13 protein-coding genes are annotated in these 16,734 nt (G+C 42.1%); 2 read left to right on the forward strand and 11 right to left on the reverse strand.

Annotated features, from left to right (window positions below; all coding sequences use genetic code 11):
- Positions 1–25: 25 nt before the first annotated feature.
- The 5 genes from KQI_RS0122040 to KQI_RS0122060 all read right to left on the reverse strand — a co-directional run bounded on the left by KQI_RS0122040 (position 26) and on the right by KQI_RS0122060 (position 6,366).
- Positions 26–1,255, reverse strand: coding sequence for a Kelch repeat-containing protein (locus tag KQI_RS0122040; protein WP_010349040.1), 1,230 nt, complete (start codon positions 1,253–1,255; stop codon positions 26–28).
- Positions 1,256–1,516: 261 nt separating this feature from the next.
- A complete protein-coding gene (locus KQI_RS0122045) occupies positions 1,517–2,524 on the reverse strand; it encodes a FecCD family ABC transporter permease (protein ID WP_010349041.1) in 1,008 nt (335 codons plus the stop codon).
- Positions 2,521–3,528: a FecCD family ABC transporter permease gene (locus tag KQI_RS0122050; RefSeq protein WP_010349042.1), complete on the reverse strand. Its 1,008-nt coding sequence runs from the start codon at positions 3,526–3,528 to the stop codon at positions 2,521–2,523. The genes KQI_RS0122045 and KQI_RS0122050 overlap by 4 nt, the downstream gene beginning before the upstream one ends.
- Positions 3,529–3,594: 66 nt before the next feature.
- Positions 3,595–4,539 (reverse strand): iron-hydroxamate ABC transporter substrate-binding protein, encoded by a 945-nt coding sequence (locus tag KQI_RS0122055; RefSeq protein ID WP_010349043.1) that lies wholly within the window; start codon positions 4,537–4,539, stop codon positions 3,595–3,597.
- A gap of 171 nt (positions 4,540–4,710) precedes the next feature.
- Complete coding sequence (locus tag KQI_RS0122060) at positions 4,711–6,366, reverse strand: helix-turn-helix domain-containing protein (protein ID WP_010349044.1); 1,656 nt, start codon at positions 6,364–6,366, stop codon at positions 4,711–4,713.
- Positions 6,367–6,720: 354 nt separating this feature from the next.
- On the opposite strand from KQI_RS0122060, the gene KQI_RS0122065 reads away from it, so the two are divergent.
- Together KQI_RS0122065 and KQI_RS0122070 are read left to right on the forward strand one after the other, a co-directional pair.
- Entirely contained in the window at positions 6,721–7,092 is a 372-nt protein-coding gene (locus KQI_RS0122065) for a hypothetical protein (RefSeq protein ID WP_010349045.1), read from the forward strand.
- 59 nt (positions 7,093–7,151) lie between these two features.
- Positions 7,152–8,165 carry an alpha/beta hydrolase gene (locus tag KQI_RS0122070; RefSeq protein ID WP_010349046.1) on the forward strand — a complete coding sequence of 338 codons (1,014 nt, stop codon included), beginning with the start codon at positions 7,152–7,154 and terminating at the stop codon, positions 8,163–8,165.
- A gap of 57 nt (positions 8,166–8,222) precedes the next feature.
- Here KQI_RS0122070 and KQI_RS0122075 read toward each other — a convergent pair whose 3' ends face one another.
- From KQI_RS0122075 to KQI_RS0122100, 6 genes are all read right to left on the reverse strand, one after another.
- Positions 8,223–9,056, reverse strand: coding sequence for a sugar phosphate isomerase/epimerase family protein (locus tag KQI_RS0122075; RefSeq protein ID WP_010349047.1), 834 nt, complete (start codon positions 9,054–9,056; stop codon positions 8,223–8,225).
- Between the two features lie 20 nt (positions 9,057–9,076).
- Positions 9,077–10,618: an MFS transporter gene (locus tag KQI_RS0122080; RefSeq protein ID WP_010349048.1), complete on the reverse strand. Its 1,542-nt coding sequence runs from the start codon at positions 10,616–10,618 to the stop codon at positions 9,077–9,079.
- Between the two features lie 161 nt (positions 10,619–10,779).
- Complete coding sequence (gene bglB / locus KQI_RS0122085) at positions 10,780–11,880, reverse strand: beta-galactosidase BglB (protein WP_029390285.1); 1,101 nt, start codon at positions 11,878–11,880, stop codon at positions 10,780–10,782.
- Positions 11,881–12,088: 208 nt separating this feature from the next.
- Entirely contained in the window at positions 12,089–13,378 is a 1,290-nt protein-coding gene (locus KQI_RS0122090) for an ABC transporter substrate-binding protein (protein ID WP_010349051.1), read from the reverse strand.
- Between the two features lie 35 nt (positions 13,379–13,413).
- On the reverse strand, positions 13,414–14,967 hold the full coding sequence (locus KQI_RS29565; protein WP_010349052.1) for a response regulator transcription factor: 1,554 nt from the start codon (positions 14,965–14,967) through the stop codon (positions 13,414–13,416).
- 4 nt (positions 14,968–14,971) lie between these two features.
- Positions 14,972–16,729, reverse strand: coding sequence for a cache domain-containing sensor histidine kinase (locus KQI_RS0122100; protein ID WP_010349053.1), 1,758 nt, complete (start codon positions 16,727–16,729; stop codon positions 14,972–14,974).
- Positions 16,730–16,734: the final 5 nt, after the last annotated feature.

Consider the following 16,734-nt stretch of genomic DNA (forward strand, 5'->3'; position numbering starts at 1 on the left):
CCAAAGGGCTAACAGAAATTTGATTTTATCTTGAGTATTCACTTACCTCAAATGTTAGGATACGATCGTACAGCATGTAGTCCTTTCGGGTGCTAAATGGGCCTTTGTTGTTATCGTGCTTATCGATCGCGTATGAAGCCGAGCCTGTTCCAGCCTGCTTACCCTCATACCATGAAATGAAGTCATTAACTTCTTTCATGCTTAAGTCAAATTCCTTCTCCATACCAGTTGTCATGGTGACTACCAGAATGGCGCGATCTCCCACCGGATTATCGGGTTGAGAGGTGCCTGGATCTCCTGGTTGACTCGGAGAGGCTCCGTTATCGCCAGGCATATATTTCTCAAAAACTGAATAGTAATTGGAGCTATTGGATCCGCCTGCAACATATATCGCATTATTCAAGCTCACTGCCGACAAAAGCCCCCTTGCAGTTGGCATGCTAGGTACAGTAGCCCAAGTGTCTGTCTTGGGATTGTATTTTTCAACTTCATCTGTTGCCGGTCCGCTTATTTTTTCAGCTGCAGTATTACCTCCAATAACATATATTTCATTGTTTAACACTGCAGCTGTCAGCCCATGACGTGGTGTGGACATCGGTGACTTTGTTGCCCACTTATTCGTTTGCGGGTCATATTCTTCAATGGAAGAGAGTAAGCCTTTTGAATCATTAGCACCACCAATCACGTACACCTTTCCATCCACTAAAGCAGATGTGGTATATCTGCGCGGAGTCGATAAACTAGCCTTTGCAGTCCAGGTGTCGGTACTTGGATCATATTCGTAAACATCTGCTGATGCATTGTTATACATATTGAATCCACCAATTACAAGCAGCTTTCCATTTACAAATTGAGCAGCATAACCAGCCAAATCTTTAGGGAACGATTCTCCTTGTTTCCATTCATTTGTCACTGTATCGTAAATATCTAATCTTCTGTTTATAGGCTCGCCACCTGTAATATATATCTTTCCATCATATACAGCAGCGCTTACCGTTCCTCTTACTGTTGGCAGTTTCCCTTTTTGCGTCCATGTTTTAGTTTCAGGATCATAAACATCAATTGTGTCATAGAATTTATTCTGATCATGTCCCCCTATTGAATATATCTTTCCATTAACAGTTACCAGGCTTACCCTGTCGATTTTTTTCGTTAAATTGGTCTCGCTTGTCCAACTAGTTTGGTCAGCAAATATCTGTGTTTCTGTTGAGAAAAAAGCTAAAAGAATTGTGAAAAATATAAGAATTCGTTTCAAATCCTATTCTCCCCTTTGTTTTTTTGTATTCATAAGATTATCCGATTCCATCAAAAGAGTCTAAACATTAATTTGCTATTTTATATAAATAATGTATATATTTTCAAGTTTTTTTGTTGGACATTAAATTAAATCTATCAAACAAAAAAACGACATTGCTGTCGTTTTTTTAATAATGGATAGTATGAAACTCAAACTATAGACTACCTAAGAGACAAAAAAATATCCATATAGAGAAACCTGCTCGGCTACACATCAGAGCTACTTCCTAAGCAGCAAATAGGCGAAATAAGGCACACCGATTAACGATACCATGATGCCCGCGGGAATACCGTCGGGATCGACGAGATTGCGACCAATTGTATCGGCCATTAACAGCAGCCATCCGCCGAGCAGAACGGCGACGGGAATGAACAACTGATTGCGCGGGCCGACCAGTGCTTTGGCAATGTGCGGAGCCATCAACCCGATAAACGCAATACCGCCCGTGACGGATACCGCCGATGCAGCCGCGGCAACTGCGGTCAGCATGAGAACGAGGCGTTCACGTTCAATTTGCACACCAGCGCCAATCGCCGACGCTTCGCTCAAAGCAAGTAAGTTAAGACGTTGAGACTTGTAAAGGGTAAACGGGATCAGCAAGATCAACCAGGGGAGCAGAGCCCAAATGAATGGCCAGTCCGTCCCCCAAATATTGCCCGCAATCCATTTTGCGATAAAATCGACCTTTGAGCGTTCTGCCGAGGAGATAATGACGATCATAATCCCTGACAACGCGAGGGAGAAACCGACCCCGACCAGCACCATTCGGATGGGATCAAGCCCGCTCGTTCGGCTATACGAAAAGACATAGATCAAAGCTGCTGTTACCAATGCGCCAATAAAGGCCGCTAGCGGCAAAACATAAACGAGTGATCCAACATCGATCGGGAAGTACAAAAAGAAGCACGCAATTGCTACGCCAGCGCCAGAATTAATGCCAATGATGCCCGGGTCGGCCAAATCGTTGCGGGTGATACTTTGCAGAATGGAGCCTGACAACGCAAGCGCCATGCCCGACAGCAATGTAATAAAAATCCGTGGCAGTCGGACAGAGAACAGGACAAATTCTTCCTTGAACGTGCCTTGACCGAACAAAACAGGAATCAGTCTATCAAGTGACAAAGACGAGTATCCCCAAGCCATGCTGGCTATAGCGGTAAGAACAATTAGTCCTAAACTGACCAACAGAATCAGACGCTGTTTTCGAACGAGCGCGGACAGAATCATAAGAGAGCTTTACCTCCTCTACGCACGACGAGCAGAAAGAAGGGCAGGCCCAGCATGGCCACAATGGCTGCTACCGGCGTCTCGTAAGGTGCATTAATCGTGCGGCCCAGCGTATCTGCAAGCAGCATAAATGTAGCTCCCGCAAAAGCCGAAAAAGGCAGGATATACCGATAGTCAATACCAACCATTTTGCGGACGATATGAGGGATCATCAGCCCTACGAATGCCATGTTTCCGACGAGCGCGACCGATGCACCCGTAATCACAATGACAAGGACGAACAGAATGCCTTTGATCCACACCAGATTTTGCCCCAATCCAGTTGCTACCTCATCACTCAAGCTGAGAATACTCAGTTGGTTGGAAAGCATCAGAGCTACCGCAATTCCCAAAAGGATCACCGGCGCAATAGCTTGTAATTGTCCCCACGTTGTTCCAATCAGGCCTCCAGCAGTCCACATGGATACGTCCTTGGAAATTTTGAAAGCGATGCTGACACCATCCGAGACGGCATACAGAAAGGCAGAAACAGCCGCTCCCGCAAGCACGATTCGGATCGGGGACAAATTGCCTTGGCGCATCGAGCCCAGTAAGATGACCAAACCCGCTCCCAGTGCAGCGCCAAGAAAGCAAGCTACCATGATACCAAAGTAGTTTATCCCCGGGATGAATACAAAAGCCAGCGCGAGCGCCATATTAGCACCTGAAGTCAGACCCAGCAAACCCGGGTCGGCCAGTGGATTGCGAGTGACCCCCTGCATGATGGCCCCAGACACGGCAAACGCGGCACCAACCAAAATAGCCGCCAGCTCGCGGGGCAGTCGAATCTCGCGTAGAATGAGAATTTTATCATCCTTGACACTGGAGGCCAGTGCCAGCCATAGATCGTGTAGTGTCGTTTCTGCTGCACCGAATATCATGGAAATGACGAAACACAAAACGAGTGCCAACCCGCTGCCAAGGAGCTTATACGAAAAAGGAAAAGCACGTTGTTTATTCTTCATGGACTCTCATCTTTTCTTTAATGAAATATGTGAAGGAACTGTTGAGATAACCAGTTCCTTCACATCCTACTGACCGAGAAAGTGTTGAATGAAAAATTTCAGCTGGTACTCCATGCTGAGCGGATCGTTAAAGTAGAATACTTTTGCGTTGGCCTCAAAGACGCGTTGATTCTTAACGGCAGGAATATTTTTGTACGTTTCGGTGTTCTGGAATGAATTGTCCTCATCCGCGTTTTTACTGAAAATGACGTAATCACCCAGGTAATCTTTCATTACCTCTGTCGATAAAGCAAAATAACCTTCTTTCTGTGTTGCTTCCTTCACTTTTTTCGGCATAGGAAGTCCGAACTCCTGATAGAGAATTTCGGTGCCGCGGCCAAAGTTATCGCCATATACATAAAGCTGCTTATTGAACGTCTCGATGACCGAAACTGTTGCATTGGCTCCGATCTTCGCCTTGATCTCTTTTCCGGCTTTTTGGGCCCGGGCTGTAAAGTCATCGATCCAGGCTTGTGCTTCTTTTTCTTTATTCAACAATTTGCCGATTTCACGTTGCTGGGTTAAGAAATCCACCTTGCCATATGTATAAGTGACAGTAGGAGCGATTTGCTTAAATTTATCGACATTTTTAATATCGGAAAGCCCGATAATAAGATCCGGATTCAACTCAATGATCTTCTCCAGACTTTCGTCCGTAACCGCCTCTGCACCTTTCAGCTCCTCAGCAAAATTCGGATTGTTCTTGGACATTTCGTCCACGCCGACCAGCGGTACACCAAGCGCCATCACATTACCTGTTAAAAATCGGGTAAGCACAACGACGCGCTGCGGATGGGTCGGAACCTCTACAGGGCCATTCTCGGATAGATAGGTAAATGTGGAGGATTTCGCCTCCGAAGAAGACGCAGAAGGCGAACTTTTACCATTGTCGGCATTGTTCGCTTGATTTCCACCGCATGCACTTAATACAACTACAAGAACAAGTACCAGCGGAATAAAAAGCTTTTTCATAAGATGACTCTCTCCCTTTCCAAACGCTATGTTTCAATGATTAATCGTATCGTGCAAAGGATGCTAATAGCATCCTTTGATTGATTATGAAATTCATTCTCATTGGTATAAACTATTATATGGGTCAAATATATACCCAACCATGGCTTTTTGTTTGGAAAATGACTTGGATTATTGGTTACTTGTAAATAAAGCTACCGCGCGTTGAAGTTGCAAACGAATAGAAACCGGGTTGTAAGGCACCCATTCATCCAGATCCAGCAGATGAACACAGTTCCTCTGTACGGCAGGAAGCCTGCTCCAATAAGGAGACCTGAATATCATTTCCGTATGTGCAGTGGAACCTTTTTCATCTGGAAACATGATCACTAATAATCGGGCACCCGCATAATCTGCGAGTTCTGATAGTTCAATCGAAACGGAATGAAATTGATCCCCCAGCCTCTTTATCTCCTGCCCGATCAATTCAGGGGGCTTTAGGCCTAGAGATTGATAGATTACATATCCGACATTCCGCGCTCCATAAACGAACAGTCCCTCCGGCTTCATCACCACAATCGTTATGATTTCATTAACAATTGTGCTTTGCTGCACCAGTGAACGGGCTACCCGTTCCTCATCTTCAAAAGCGGCCAACCACCGCTCCGCCTGCTCGCTCCTCTGAATAGCATGAGCGATACGACGCAGGTGCTCCTTCCATCCCAGTTCCATCCATGAAATTTCCACGATAGGTGCTATAACTCGCAAATGTTCAGGATTCAGCCCATATTCGTGCAAATGCTGTTTGGCTGCAATGATCAACTCGATGTTGGTATCAAGCAATACCGAGTTCACCTGTTCAGCAGAACAGTTCGTATTGATAAACATCATCGTTTGCGGCGACTCCAGACCATTCGTCTTCACATATTCGCTGCTCTCCGAAATAGTGACAGCGGGCTCCAAACCAAGCAACAAGAGATGGCTGGCGTAAGGTGTAAGCAATACGGCCACATGTTGAAATGGTCTGCGGTTGTAGCTTGAAGGTGATGCTCCCGTATGCTGCTTAAAACGACGGCTCAGATAAAATTCATCCTTGTACCCTACCTTAAGGGCAATTTCCCGGAGCGTGCCTGATCCGCTAATTAATAGCTCCTTGGCTCGGTGAACACGCAGCCTTGACAAGTATTCGTTGGGAGAAAAGCCGGTGAGCTGCTTAAACTGGATGGAATAGTGAGATCGGCTCACGCCTGCAATCGCAGCTAACTGCTCACGCGTTATTTTTTCGCTATAGTGGTTTTCCAAATAAGCAATGCTGCGTTCCATGGACGGCTGCTCATCAGCAGCATACTTGGCTTCCATTCGCTCCAACAATTGGAGAATGATTTGGTGAAATATAATTTGGTTCTGCACATGGCGGGCTTCACTAGCTGGCGAACGATTGATATACAGTTCCTCCACATGAGTCACTATTACAGGTTCACAGGGAAAGAACTGAATATTGGGATTGGAGACCACTTCGCTTTTACGTATCATTGCACTTTCGGGAAGAGGAGCCCCCTGCTCTCGTGTACGGATTGAAAGCTTATAAGCATGAAGGGGTTGCAAAAGATTCGTAATTAAAACGGCATGGCTATGCGCCGGGAGCAGCATGACGCTACCTTCTACAAGTTCGTAAGTTTGATCATCGGCCTGAAGAGTGCCCCTGCCGCTGGCAATTGCAATCAATACGGTTACATTCTCATGAATAGTGTACATCGGAAAATTCGAGGTGCAGTACAGCGAATAAATGCTGTCAGCAGTATATAAAGGAAAGTGGGACTCTGCCCACTCCGAAACAACGTTGTTCACAACCCAAGCCCCCATCATCATAAAAGTGAGAAACGTTTCTCTTTTTTCGTTTCTCTGTATCTTATTAAGCAAAAAAGCTAATGATTTAGTATAAAAACAATATCTATACTATAAATGATCAAACCTGCTTCATGCTATCTTTATAGCTCCAGAAGCTGGTAGGCATAATCTTCCATCAGATAGCACACATTATGAATAATGGCCGCTCAAGACAGGCATGGATTTTGACAGCACAAGGTCTGTTCATGCTAAAGCGCTACGAAATTGAGTTCGCAGAAATGGTGTGATCAAGCTGAAGCGAAGCTGTGCTCCTCCGTCCCTGCAACCAAAACCAATAAAGAAGGAGTAGCTCCTATGGAAACACAACATGAAGCCCATCCAAGAAAACCGCGTGTGGTGACGTTTGTTCAAATTCTGATTTACCTTGCAGCAATATTGAATGTATTTAACGGAATCTACTCGTTTGGCAGTGCGGAAATGATCAAGAAGGTCCTGTGTATTGTCATGATTGTCTTTGGAATTGTGGCAGTGTATGTAGCTTCTCGTCTGAACATTCCCGCTGCCTCCCCACTCAACGCGGCTTTTGTTCTTTCCGGCATTTTAATTGTGCTGCGGATCGTCGAATTCGCCGTTTGGCACAGCATCGGATTTTTACTAGGCGTTATCCTCCCCATCATCGTGATCTGGAGATTAAACAGCCCGGAAGCAAAAGCCTGGTTTCGTTAAGAGAATTATGCCAACTCTCATTTGTCATTCATCGCAGATCGTACAGGAGGAGTATTAGCATGAAAATCATCAAAAGAGCGTTGCTAATTGTTCTTAGTATTCTGATGATTGTCTTGACAGGGATATTCACCTTTGCCGCCACCCCGCTTTCAACTTGCCAATTCCCTAACAACGTGGTTTCTAATGTAGCATCAGACGGTGTTGGCCAATCCGGTGCAAACATGGATAATCGACTGGCAACTGATCATGTTCAATATGTAGAATCGAATGATCATATTCGATTGGCTTACCGTAGTTACGTTCCCGCTAATCCCAAAGCTGTTGTCATATTTTATCACGGTTCAGGCGCTAACAGCGCGGCAGGGTATCAACCGATAGGGGAACAATTAAGTCAAAATTATGGGATCGCAACGTACCTGCCGGACATTCGAGGGCATGGATTGTCTGGCGGTGACCGCGGAGACGCACCGAGTGTAGATCAAGTGTACGATGATATCACAAGCATTATAGATACTGCACATCGTCAGTTTCCTTCCGTACCTGTATTTTTGGGCGGACACTCTGCCGGAGCCGGTTTGGTAGTAAATTATATTCATTCTCCCCATCATGAATCCGTAAATGGTTATTTGTTCGTTGCACCGGATTTTGGTCCCAAATCCAATACGATGTATGAAGGCAATGGCAATTTCGCAACAGTATGTACCAAAGCATTTGTGGCCCACGAACTTACTGGCGGATTGTTTAAAGGACATGCGGCAGGAGTGCGGTACAACTATTCAGAAGAACAGATGAAGTCAGGTATAGGGTTTGTCCAGTATAACAGTGTCAATATGGCGCTGACGTTAAACCCTGGACGGCCGTCACAGGAGGTTGCCGGAATTGACAGGCCGTTCGGTCTATGGGTGGGGGCCGAGGATGAAATTATGAATCCGCAAAAAGTTGTGGCCTTCGCCAAGCTGGCAACACAGGTGAGCCATGAATCATCTACCACAATCGTGCCTGGCGAAAAACATTTAACCATACTCAATCACGCAGCAAAGTTAATCGGACCATGGGTATTGCAAGCATCATAACATGAAGACATAACAAAAAAAACGGCATCTCTGCCGTTTTTTCTAAAGGATGGGCTCTCAGAGGCACCCATTTATATAAGCAATGCTCTGGTCGATATCCTGTTCCTTTGTTTCTTCTAATAGAATATTTAGATAAGGCTTCTTATCTTTTAATAATTTCAGTAGAAAATGATAGTTTAATATCCCTTTTCCAACAGGCACAAACTTTATCGCATGATCCTCAATCATTAAATCCTTTGCATGCATAATCACGATTCTGTCTCCAAAAAGATCAAATGCTTCCTGGAAAACAGACTCCTGATTTTGATAATTATTCAGGGAAATAAAGTTAGCCGGGTCAAAGATGACCTGAAGATTATTAGACGGAACACTATCCAGCAATCTTCTCATCCGCTCCGGTGTATGAATAGGATGATTCATTCCTCCCTCAATTCCCACGATTACACCGAACTTTTCTGCTTCCGCTACAAGCTCTCTGACGCTTTCCACTACATCCAAAAAAGGCTTTTCAGTAAAATTTTCTTCGGTATAGACAATCTCCGGGTTTACATTTCCCGTCTCAGTTCCAACAATGCTGCAGCCAAAATCACGGGCAAACCGGATATGCTCCTTGAACCGATCCAATTCTTTTCTTCTTAGACTTGGATCAGGATGGATCATGTTGATGTAGCAGCCTAAAACCGCTATTTGCACATCTTTTTTCCGAAAAATACGACTTATATAGTGAGCAATGCCAGGGCTAAAACTTCCTAGCTTTGTATTTACATCATGTAGCGATTTACTTACGGCTAACTGTACGGATGTCAATCCTTTACTTGATATGATATTCACTGCTTCTGGTAAAGAAACGTTTTCAATATCATGTGCCCGAATTCCTAAATTTGCATTCATACCTGTCCTCCAGTTCACACCTATACGATTGCTTCATGTTTGGTGTCATGATTATCTTTATATTTTACAAGATTTTCATACCCCACCGTGTTATTGCCCCATGTTTTTTCATATTCCCAACCTGTTAATTGTTCAAAAACTTGTCGCGCTTCCGGTGTAACCTCTTTTTTAGAACCGCCATTTTTCAAGCGTTTAATTTCATCCAACAAAACGACATGATTTTCTTTAGTTAATTTGTAACGATAAGAGATAATCAAACCTCCCACCAAAAAGAAGAGCGTACCAAACAGCAAGATAGAAATGATAGCTGTTACAGCTGAAGCAGGTTGTGAGGCTTGCCCGGATACAAAGCCTGCTTCTTGCAATGCAACACCTACTAAAAAGACCGCTAACGCCTGTGTCCCTTTTCTGATCAAACTCATTACACCAGCGAACACACCTTCACGTCTTTGACCCGTTAAAGCTTCATCTACGTCTGGAATAAACGCGTAGTTGTTCCAGGGGATGTAGTTCAAACCACCGCGTCCCAACCCGCAAATTCCAATCATAGCAAACAATAAAACGGAGTTATTTAGTGTTCCAGTGACCTTTAAAACGATAAATCCAATAACTCCTGCGATAAAGAGAGAAATGGCCGTTCTAAACGCCGGGGCAGGGTTCAATTTAATCGTTAAGGTAAGAGCAATCCATACGCCAAAAAGCTGCATAACATACATAAAGGTCAATAAGTTGGATGCGGCAACGGCATTTTGCATGAGAGCAAACACAACAAAATAAGTAAATACGGCGTTGAATACATCCTGACTTAAATATCCACCCAAATACATACCCAGATGGTGGCGGAATGTTTTTACTCGTAAAGTCGAGAATAAATCCGCATAGATCTTATGAACATTTTGTAATAAAGTTCTATTACCAATCACTTTCTCTTCAGGTATTTCTTCGAGAGGACGTTCCCATGTATTTCTGTAAAGCAGTGACAATACCACTATAAATATGACAGTGAAAATAATACCGGAGTACAGGAATGTAAGAGGATCATCCTTACCCAATGCTTCCACAAGCCGGCCAGGAATAAATGCAGCGAATACAGCTGAAGCCTGAGCAACAAACATTCTTGCACCTGTAAACTTCGAGCGTATTTTATAATCGTTACTCATTTCAGCGGCAAGTGTATCATAAGGAATTAAAATCATGGAGTACACAATTTCAAACAAGATATAGGTTATTAAGTAATACCAGAAAGAAAAACCGGAAACCCAAATTGCTGTATAGACAAGTACAAGTGGAATGGCGGCTAATATAAAGAATTTTCGTCTTCCAAAGCGTCGGCCAAGTTTTGTTTTATGAAAATTATCTGTAATATATCCCATCGTTGGTGCTGCAATCGCATCAACAATCCGGGCAATAGCGAAAATAGAACCTGCTTGAATGGCAGTTAGGCCACAAAAAGTTGTTAAGAAGAAAAGCAACCATGCTGCTGTCAAGGCAAACGCGCCTGCCCCTAAGAAATCACCTAACCCATAGGACAAATAATTAATAAATTTGGGTTGTTTAACCACATTATTCTCCTCCATTTTGGGAATTTAGCAATCGGAGATTTAGATCAGGATTTTGCAAAATTCGATTCCAGTCGCTCCAAAGTGCAATATATAGATGAACTAGACCCTTTCGATCAATATATTGTTCATTGGAAGTCGCTTATTGGATTTTTGCAAAATCCTCAGATATAAGTATGAAGATATTCGGATAGACAAAGCACAGCCAGCGATTGTCCATAAGGCATGGTAGTCTTTCTGATTTCCTTGTAAAATTCCAAAGTATCTCCCATACCTGTTCCTACAGATACCTTTTGCAATGCTCCTTCTTTATTAATTTCATTGATAATTCCGCAAATAGCCCTGTGGGCGACTTCTTTATAGTCCTGGCTGATATACCGCTTATGAACGGATTTTAAAATTCCATATGCAAATCCAGCCGATGCTGAGGCTTCTAAATAAGAGGTCTGGTCATTAATGAGTGTATGCCATAAACCGCTTACATCCTGAAAGTTGGCAAGAGCTTCAATTTGTCTGTTCAATGTATCAATCAGGAATTCACGGAGAAAATCTCCCTTTTCCAATTCCAATATTTCAATAATCTCGGGAATCGCTATCGTAATCCAACAATTTCCTCTTGCCCAAAGCGCTTCGGCATAATTATGGTTTTCTTCGAATGTCCAGCCGTGGAACCATAAGCCTGTCTTTTTGTCCGTTAAATATTTGATATGGATTAGAAACTGCTTTTTGGCTTCTTCCAGGTATTCAGGTCTGTTGAGCAGCTTACCGATTTTCGCCAAAGGCAGCACGGTCATCATCAAGGTATCGTCCCAAAGCTGATTTTTATTCTCTGGTCCATAGGTCATATGCTGTAAGCCGTCTTCTTTGGTACGGGGCATATCATGCATTACCCATTCAGCCCAATCCTCCAAATAGGGCAGGTATGTCTGGTTTCCGGTATCCTCATATAAAAATGCCAATGTTAATAACGGCGCCATCGTGTTAACGTTTTTCGGCGGTGCACCTTCCTGGATTCTTGCATTGAACCATTCATTGATAACGTCCAAAGCTTTTTGGTCATTAGTCAATTTCCAATATTTATATATTCCATATAACCCCACACCCTGAGGCCAGTTCCAAACATTCCAGCTTTTATCATCCACAATTAACCCGTCAAAATGGAGTAAAAATTCACCGCTTTGGTCTTTGATTTCTGTGAGATTATTCATTAATAAATGAATACGATCAACGATCTCTTTCTTTTCGAAAGCTTTTACCTGCAACACAGCAATCCCTCCAAATAATGATCTCTTTCTCTTGATTTGTCACCGCTTACACTTATACTGTTATTGTATTGAAAGTGCTTTCTTGAAACCATAAAAAAAACAGTGGATTACGTTTAAAAAACATACTTGTTTTCCGCCCAACGCAAAAACACCTCCAAGGTTCCTCCATAGCTGACGATACGGAGGAATTCTCTTGAAGGTGTTTGGATTACTTATTTTGGCCTAAAATTCTTTCAGCTTGTTTTCTAAAGGACTTTGCTCCATCTTCCGGCGTCATTTTCTTAAATAAAATCTGTTCGGATATATTATCAAGCGCTTTCATAATTTCCGCATTGCCAAGTGGATCAATCGGGTCCATGGTGTGTACATTTTGAGACGCTTTTTCAACATAATCAAAGATTTTGGTTTCAGCTTCGGATAATTCCGGCTTGATTCCTTTGATCACCTTTGAAGATACCGGGACACCTCGATCACCTTTGATCAACTTATTGGCTTCCATATTATTCACAAAGAAATTAATGAACTTGGCCGCTTCTTCCTTTTGTTTTGAACTCTTAGGGATGGAAAAGAACATACTCGGTCTTAAAAATAAAGCCGTTTCATTCGCGTACTCAGGAGGCAGTTTGATGGATAAGGATGCTTTGGCCGATTCGGCAAATCCTGAATATTGATTGGACCAGTTCCAGCTCATTGCTGCATTTCCAGTTACGATAAATTCATCATTCGTTCCTGCTACATGTACTTGAACGTCTGGAGTCGGGAATGCCTTTGCATCAACCAACCTAAGCTGCCTTTTAAAGTAATCCACAAATAATTGATCGTCTGTATAGCCAAGGCCTGTACCGTTTTCATTATAAAGACGCGAGCCTTGTGTTCTTAAATAGTAAGGGAAAAATACATCGGCAGGGTACATTCCATTTGTACCATACACGTGTGTAGCATTTTTGACCTTGATTGCTGCTTTTTCGAAGTCATCCCAAGTCCAGTTTTCATCTTCAATTTGAATACCGGCTTCTTTTAACAGATGATCATTTGTAATCACAGAAAGAACGTTCGATCCAAGGGTGAAGCCATATAGTTTACCTGCGATCCTACCACCGGAAATGGCGTTTTCATCAATGGAGCGAATATCAATCGTCCCATTTTTTATATATGGAGTTAAATCATCCAGTCGGCCTTTTTCACCATATTGAAACAGGTAGGCTCTATCCATTTGAATCACATCTGGCAATTGACTAGCGGCAGCCATGGGAGCAAGCCTCTTCCAATAATCCTCCCAGTTGGCATATTCCTCTACAATTTTTACATTTGGATTTTCTTTCTCATACATTTGGATAACTTTCAAGGTATATTCATGTCTGGATTGGTCACCCCACCAGGCCACGCGCAGGGTTACTTTTTCACTTTCCTCTTCATGATTTCCTTTATTGTTTAAATCACAAGCAGCGACTGAAAGGAGCATTATAAAAGCAAATAATACCAAGCCAGACCTTTTCAAGCTTTGACCTCCCTTTTGCGAGTGAGCTTATGGATTCATGTAACTTTCCGGTATTCAGATGGTGTATAACCAGTATATTTTTTGAAAACCTGACTAAAGTATTGAGGGTTGTCACCAAAACCGATTATTTGGGCCAACGTTCCTACCTTCACATCGTCCATTTCTGAAATGTACTCCACTGCCTTTTCAATTCTTAATTTAGTAAGACAGGTTGAAAATTTCTGGCCAGTTTCCTGTTTGAACAGTTTTCCCAGATAATCCGGATTCATATATAGAATGTCATTGGCCACCATTTTTAGTGATAAATCAGGGTTACCCAGATTCTCGACTAAAATTTCTATGACTCTGCTAATTACGGAAGACTGTTTTGACTTGAAACGATTATAGTACTCATGGGTCATTTTTCTGGCTGTTGCTTCGATATAATCTTTCAGCTGCTGGACCGTTTCCATCTCTAGCAGTGCAGATGTTCCCATGAGGTAATCTTGCATGCGGTCGGTATCCACCGTCTGTACAATTGCAATATAGAGCTGTATACAATAGGATTTTGTCAAGTCAATCCCCAGCCGTAAATCCATCATTTTCTCAAAAATGCTGGTAATTCCGTTGCATACATCCTGAATATGCCCAGATTTGATTTTTAGAACAAGTTGCTGCTCATCGATCATAAAATCATTGGGGACGGCTGTATTTGCCGGTAAAATATCTTTTCTCGTTATAATGCTTCCTTCCCCCAAATAAAAACGATGCTCCAAACACTCCATGGCCTCACGGTACAAGTTCCTGGCGTTTCGGAAATAGTTCCCTTCACTTATAGCAACCGTGGTATCTCTTTTGAAATATTGATGAATGGTCTCTCTTATTTGTTTAATTTTGTGATGTAATTTTTCCGGGTCATGATCATCCTTGATCAGGAACAGTGCATATTCACCAATATTGGTTGTTACCAGGACAGAGTCCAGGATCTCGGCTCCAATATTTTTGATGGCAAACAAATGCTCATAAGAAAAATAACCTTCCATCAAAAAAAGAACGATTCTGACCTGCTGATGATTTATTTCAAAATCAAAAAGCTGCTCATAGAATGATAAATCATTGTCTAGGTAGCTTTTACTCGTTAAGAATTCGGTTAACAGATGTGCTTTGATATAGGGCTGAGCATTTTGATATTTTTTCTGGAGCTCGCTAGTAAAGGTTTCCTGAACCTTTTTTTCGTTTAGTTCATTAACGGTATCGTTAAGTGCAGCTGTAATTTTATCCTCATTGCATGGCTTTAACAAATAATTTTTAACATCATAGTGCATGGCGGTTCTCGCGTATTCAAACTCACCGTATCCGGACAGCAGGATAAATTTTATAGCAGGATATTTCTGATGCGCCTTTGAAACAAGACTAAGTCCGTCCATACCAGGCATTTTGATATCACTGATCACAATATCAGGTTGCAGTTCAACAATTTTCTCATACGCATCGATCCCGTTTCTCGCCGTTGCTACAAGCTCCGTATCCAATGCTGCCCAATCGACCACATTGGAAATGCCTTCGACAATAATCCTTTCGTCATCTACCAATAACACTTTATATGACATTCTATCACCCCGTTTGAACAGGTAAAACTACCGTAATTGCGGTCCCTTTTCCCGAAAGATTTTCAATTCTTAAACCATACTGCTCGCCAGCATAAAGCTTGATCCGATCATTGATATTATTCAATCCTATTCCAGTACCTTTAGGATTTACTTTGCCTTCTTTTACTTTTTGAAGGATTATGGGATCTATGCCAGGCCCGTTATCTTCTATCCGAATAAACAGCTTGTCGTCTTCCTGATAAACATGCAATTTAATAACCGACAAATAGATGGAAGGCTCAACTGCATGCTTGAACGAATTCTCCAGCAGCGGCTGCAATATTAACTTTGGAATTTTATATTTTGCAACATGGGAGGGGAAGTCCATTTGAAAATCAATCCGGTCGTCAAACCGGTATTTTTGGATGGTTAAATAGCTTTTTAAAATGTCGAGTTCTTCTTCAAGTGTAATAATACCCTGCTTAAAATTGGTGGAGTATCTCATGAGATGACCAAGGGCTTCTACCATGCTTGAAATTTGCTTCTGTTTATTTATTTTAGCCAACCAATTAACGGACTCCAGCGTATTGTATAAAAAATGCGGGTTGATCTGAGCCTGCAGTGCTTTAAATTCAGTTTCCTTGATCAGCAGTTGCTTGGAAAAGTTCTCCTGGATCAACTCATCAATTCTTTGGATCATGGTTATAAAATTCTGATAAAGAATCCCGATCTCATCTTCATTAATCGTAGAGGGATTTAATAAATTTACAGCGTGAAAGTTCCCCTTTTGCACTTCCTGCATGGTAGATGCTAATTCTTGAATGGGATTCGTAAACTTTCTTAAAAATTTAAAACCAAGGGAAATAAGAAAAACGAACATTAACATAAAAACCAGCACCAAGGTATATTTTGCAGCAGTAATCTTGGAAAACATCATGTTAAATGGAATGATGCTCCAGTATGTCCAGTCTTTAAAATCGGTTGTAATATGGCTGACAAAGCTTCTTTCCCCATTAATATATTCAATACTATAGCCCTGATCATTGTTCGCATTGAAATGATATTCTTTTAGATCATCTATTCCTTTTTCCGAATAAAAAACCTCATCCTCTTTTGTAATCACAATATTGCCTGCTATCTCTCCGTGAGGCTTCGGTAAACCGCTTACAATCTTGTCTAAATGAACACGAACAAGCAGTTTGCCGATGGTTTCAAAGTTTAAGTTTTCATAAGACTGGATCAGGCGAACAGAAATTAAATCCCCATTACTCCCTTCCAGCTCCATCCAATGGTTTTTACCCTCATCCTTATCCGCCTGGCTAAGAGCAAGTACCTTATCTTTATTCGTTATTGGTTTGTTGCTATCCCCGGCCAAAAACTCCCTTCCTGCTGAATCGTACAGATAAATGGACTGAACGTAATTTGCCGGATCTACATATTTCTCCAATTCATCTCCAATCTTTTGTTCAAGACGATAGAAATCATAGCCTTTTGCATTTCCTTGAAGCTCTAATAAAGTTTTTTGAATATACGGGTCGACTGCGATGTTATAACTAATTTCTTCCACTCTTTCAAGCTTCTCTTCTACGTTGTTGGACGACATCATCAGCACTTGTGCGGATTTTGCATAGACTTGCTCATCATAGAGGGAAAAAGCATATTGAAGACCTCCTAATACAAATGCAAGCGTTGTCATCATAATCAATGTAATCGTTAAGAAAAGCTTTACGTTTAGCTTTGAATGTTTATAAAAAAACGCAAAGTAAAACCATATCTTCTTCATATTTA

The organism is Paenibacillus peoriae KCTC 3763, from assembly GCF_000236805.1.
Taxonomy (GTDB): Bacteria; Bacillota; Bacilli; order Paenibacillales; family Paenibacillaceae; genus Paenibacillus; species Paenibacillus peoriae.

Bases quoted from the DNA above. Each gene is read 5' to 3' on its own strand.
- KQI_RS0122045 (WP_010349041.1), bottom strand. From the start codon at position 2,524: ATGATTCTGTCCGCGCTCGTTCGAAAACAGCGTCTGATTCTGTTGGTC.
- KQI_RS0122065 (WP_010349045.1), top strand. From the start codon at position 6,721: ATGGAAACACAACATGAAGCCCATCCAAGAAAACCGCGTGTGGTGACG.
- KQI_RS0122055 (WP_010349043.1), bottom strand. From the start codon at position 4,539: ATGAAAAAGCTTTTTATTCCGCTGGTACTTGTTCTTGTAGTTGTATTA.
- KQI_RS0122100 (WP_010349053.1), bottom strand. From the start codon at position 16,729: ATGAAGAAGATATGGTTTTACTTTGCGTTTTTTTATAAACATTCAAAG.
- KQI_RS29565 (WP_010349052.1), bottom strand. From the start codon at position 14,967: ATGTCATATAAAGTGTTATTGGTAGATGACGAAAGGATTATTGTCGAA.
- KQI_RS0122070 (WP_010349046.1), top strand. From the start codon at position 7,152: ATGAAAATCATCAAAAGAGCGTTGCTAATTGTTCTTAGTATTCTGATG.
- KQI_RS0122075 (WP_010349047.1), bottom strand. From the start codon at position 9,056: ATGAATGCAAATTTAGGAATTCGGGCACATGATATTGAAAACGTTTCT.
- KQI_RS0122050 (WP_010349042.1), bottom strand. From the start codon at position 3,528: ATGAAGAATAAACAACGTGCTTTTCCTTTTTCGTATAAGCTCCTTGGC.